5 protein-coding genes are annotated in these 4,088 nt (G+C 61.7%); 2 read left to right on the top strand and 3 right to left on the bottom strand.

The window, feature by feature from the left end; genetic code table 11:
- Positions 1 to 102 precede the first annotated feature (102 nt).
- Positions 103 to 294 (bottom strand): hypothetical protein, encoded by a 192-nt coding sequence (locus EN969_RS19760; protein WP_013530778.1) that lies wholly within the window; start codon positions 292 to 294, stop codon positions 103 to 105.
- A 199-nt stretch (positions 295 to 493) separates the two neighbouring features.
- Between EN969_RS19760 and EN969_RS19765 the strand changes: the two genes are divergently transcribed.
- Positions 494 to 922 carry a DoxX family protein gene (locus EN969_RS19765; RefSeq protein WP_063168563.1) on the top strand — a complete coding sequence of 143 codons (429 nt, stop codon included), beginning with the start codon at positions 494 to 496 and terminating at the stop codon, positions 920 to 922.
- Between the two features lie 49 nt (positions 923 to 971).
- Here EN969_RS19765 and EN969_RS19770 read toward each other — a convergent pair whose 3' ends face one another.
- Both EN969_RS19770 and EN969_RS19775 read right to left on the bottom strand, forming a co-directional pair.
- Entirely contained in the window at positions 972 to 1,277 is a 306-nt protein-coding gene (locus EN969_RS19770; RefSeq protein ID WP_013530780.1) for a hypothetical protein, read from the bottom strand.
- Positions 1,278 to 1,350: 73 nt separating this feature from the next.
- Entirely contained in the window at positions 1,351 to 1,620 is a 270-nt protein-coding gene (locus EN969_RS19775) for a hypothetical protein (RefSeq protein ID WP_063168562.1), read from the bottom strand.
- Between the two features lie 215 nt (positions 1,621 to 1,835).
- On the opposite strand from EN969_RS19775, the gene EN969_RS19780 reads away from it, so the two are divergent.
- Positions 1,836 to 4,088: hypothetical protein (locus tag EN969_RS19780; RefSeq protein WP_206525186.1), on the top strand; the 2,253-nt coding region annotated here is incomplete at its 3' end.

Genomic DNA, 4,088 nt, shown 5'->3' on the forward strand with positions numbered 1-4,088 from the left:
CCGGCACACCGCTGCATTAGCCCCGGCTAACAATATCACATTCGTGATTACCAACAAGTTTCAATCGCGATGCGCCGGAGAGCCGTTCGGGCCGGCGTGTCGTCAGGCCGGCTTCAGCCGCATCGCGGCGAGATACATGAGCGCCGAGGCGGCCTGCCCGCGGTCCCAGCCGGCAGCCTCGACCTTGCGGAGCAGGGCGTCGAGATGCGGAGCCAGCATATCCCTGCATTCCTGTTCGTAGGCGGTGCTCATCGCCGGATGCCGCGGTGCGCCGATGGTCAATGCCTTGGCCATGTCCGTTTCCCCCTTTGAGGGAGCAACGCTATACCGTCGGCCGGCAAACCGAAAATCGCTCCTTGCCGTCGGTGTGAGGCTTCGAAGCCTGCTTCGACCCGCGGCAAGCGCCCTGTCGAGAAAAATTGGCCTGGTGTGTCGGATCTGGCGTCCGTCGCGCGTCCTAGGAGCGAGCAACCTGCAAAGCTGGAGAACGAGCATGTCGTCGCAAATCACTCAATCGCCGTGGCAGACCGCGGCCCTTCTCATCGCCCGGCTGATCTTCGCCGGCGTCTTCCTGATGGCGGTGACGTTCAAATTCATGGGCATGGCGGCCACCGCCGGCTATATCGCCGCCGCCGGCTTTCCGTTTCCGCTGTTCCTGGCCTGGTGCGCGGCGATCCTGGAAGTCGCGCTGGTGCTGTGCTTCCTGACCGGCGCCTTCTTCACGCAGGCGGCCCTTGTCGCCGCCGCCTATGTGCTGTTCCTGGCCCTTGCCTTCCACGGACCCAGCCACTGGGCCGGCAACCAGGCCGAGTTCGGCTTCTTCATCGACCATTTTTCGTTCCTGGCCGGACTGCTGTTTGCGGCGGTGCATGGACCGGGCAAGGTGCTTTCGCTCAATTTGGGATGGCCGGGCAGGGCTTGAGGCGAGGGCAGTGGGCCACCGCGGACGCATGCCGGCCCGCCGGCACCGTTCACAGCTGGTCGTTGTAGGGTTCCTTTATCTTGCCGACCATGCGGGCCAGCTTTGAGAAGGACGGCAGCTCCGCCTCCGGCTGGCACTGGTTGGCGAGTTCCAGCAGCCGGATCGGAAAGTTGACGGCGTCGCGGCTGGATGCGGACATGCCTTCGGATCGTTCCTCGTTGGTTTCGCCGGCCTCGGTCTTGCGCAGGGCCAGGTCGATTTCCTCCGCCGTCAGCACCCCCTTTTGAACCAGGAGACGATTGATCGAGGCGACGGCCATCAACAGGCCTTCGAGTTGCAGGTTGGCGACATTCATGGCGATTGCTCCCGTGGCTGGGGTTGAAACGCACGAGCGGCATTTCCGCTCCAGAAAGGCTGCGGGCGAACGCCTATTCCTGCGTCAGCCGTTCGCCATATTCGCGCCACAGCGCCTTGACCTCCAGGTTGCCGAGGCTGCCGATCGAAACATCCCCACAGCTGATGGCGACGGCGCCGACGTCGTATTGGGGGTAGGCGTTGGCGACGAAACGGATGGCTTCGCCCAGCGAACGCACGCGGATGACTGGATCGGCCTGACCCTGGCCGGTGCTGCACACGCCGGAAACCGTGGCTGGTGCATGCCGCATCCTGAACACGGATGCCATGGCTGGTCTGTCCATCGTCCTCTCCCACAAGGCCGTGCGACGGGAATCATTCCATGAGCTTCGACGAATGATTTCACACCTGCCGGCTTATGACCAGCCGCCGGCAAAAGCAGGGTTTTACGCGCTTTGCCAGCGTCGCTCAGCGCGGGAGTTTCGACCAGACTAGGAATTTTTTCTCAGAAAGTGGTTGACGGGGTGAGTGCAGCTTCGCCTTCCAGACGCTGAACCCTGTGATCGGCACCGACGACATTGTGCTGTCGTTCTACCAGTCCGACGACACAGTCGGGGATATCCAGGCAGCCGCGCAAGGCATCATCGACCAGGCCCAGGCCGCTGCGGACGTAGCGACGGGCGCCATGACAACCGTGCTCGATCCGCAATTCGCGACCAAGGCGACGGCGGAGGCATTTTCCCCACCGATAGCACCCACATACATCCGCACCGCCTTCTACGACAGCTCTCAGGTGGCAGGCAGTGGCGCTGTGTACCGCAAGAATGGAACGAATGTCGGGGATTTGGTGATCATGCTGAGCGATGGCATGACGAAGACAGGCTATACGCTCGCCTCGACCCCGGTGACGGCATCAATGCTCGGGGCGCGTGGTAACGGTACAAATGCCACGGCTGCTATCAGTGCACTGCTCGCGGGCAGCTATCCGCATGTGCTGATTGACGGCTCCTACCAGACCGACGGCAACCATACGATCTCGACAGCGAAGAAGCGCGTCGAATGCCTGGGCGGCTCTGCCCTGATCCTGCGCGCGCCAGTCGGTGCCGTTACCGGCCACCATCCCGTCATCGATATCGCTGCCGATGACGTCCTGATAGACGGGGACCTCACGATTGATGGTGGATCACATGCCGGCTACCAGGCTTCTATCGGTATTCGCGTCGGCCTCTCCACTGGTGCACGCCGGAAGCGGCCGACAATCCGCGGCGTGAAAGTCCGCAATCTCGGCCTTGCCGGTGTGATGGCGCTCTGTGTCGACAGCCCGACGATTGAGGACATTGACGGCTATAACATCGTCACGCCAACCGGCGGCGAGTTTGGCGACACGGTTTACGTGGCCGGCGTCCGCAAGCCGATCGTGCGCAACATCCGGTCGGCGAAGTGCAAACGCGACGGTGTCGTGTTGACCTATACGGGGAATCTAAACACCACCGACGTGTTGGTCGACGGGGTTTTCGCCGATGCACATCTCGACAGCCCCTCCGCCGGTGTCTGGGTGGAGATGACCGGTGCGCGAGATCCGCGAGGGATCATAACTAACGTGGTGGCGAATGACTGTCTGATTGGCGTAGCTGCGACTGACGCCAACAGCGAGATCGTCATTTCGAATGTCAAGGCAATCGGCAACCGGCTCTCCGGTAGTTCTGCCGGTAACGTCTTCGGCGTTCAGATTCAGTCGGGCCGGCTCGATAACTGGTACATCGATCGCTACAACACAGCCCTGCAATTGGAACCAAACGGCGAATATCAGTTCGCCCTCAGCTCGCAAGTTGGATCGTTTGCGATTAGCGAAACGGTCAGCGGCGGCACCTCTGGCTCGACCGGAACCCTGCGGTTCCAACATTTTGAAATCGTCATTACCGGTTCAACCCTCGACTATGAACTCGGTGAGACGGTGACAGGCGGTTCATCCGGCGCGACGGGCATCTTGGTCGACTTCTTTGCCAACGTGCTGAGGGTCTTGCCGATAAGCGGAACGTTTCAGGCCGCTGAAACAATCACTGGAGGCACCTCTGCGATTGCCAAAACGGCAAACAGCGCGACCCAGCGCATCTATGTGCGCGGTTCGGCCGGCATCTTTCGGGCTGGCGAGACTATCACGGGCGGAACGTCAGGTGCCACAGCCGTAATCGCCGCGCCCTACCAGACGCCACTTGCGATCGGCCCGGGCACGTTGATGAACTGCTCGACCGACGCCATTGTCGTTGCGAACGTAGTGACACCGGCGAGCCTTAGCCTTTCTGGCATCAGGGGAAACACCCAGTCGCATGGCGTCCGGTTCAATCTTTCGGTGGGCCAACGGCTGCGCAAAGCCAGTCTCAGGGACATCGCCCTGAAGAACCCGACCTCCATTGGCGTTGCCTTTCGGGTAACCACCGGCGGCGCGATAGACGAAATGCTGGTCGATGGCTTTGACATGACGGAATGGGTTGGCGATGGCACCGGCAGTTCCATCACGGCCGGCACCGTGACCAGGTTTATTGGCGGCAACAATCCCGGCCTGCAGGGGACGTCGAGTGTGCCGATCAATCTGAGCGTTAACACAACGCTGTCCGGGCTTCACAACCGGGCACTCTGCCACAACAACAGCGCCGGCGCGACGTGCACACATACGCTGCCGCCTGCCGTGCCTGGCCTTCGGATCGGCTTTGCCGGGGTACACGCAACCCATGTCATGAACATCGAGCCCAACGGGACGGACACGATCAAGGGCGGCGGTGCAGGCAAATATCTCATTCTCGAACGCGGCGAG

The organism is Mesorhizobium sp. M7A.F.Ca.CA.003.01.2.1, from assembly GCF_003998945.1.
Taxonomy (GTDB): domain Bacteria; phylum Pseudomonadota; class Alphaproteobacteria; order Rhizobiales; family Rhizobiaceae; genus Mesorhizobium; species Mesorhizobium ciceri.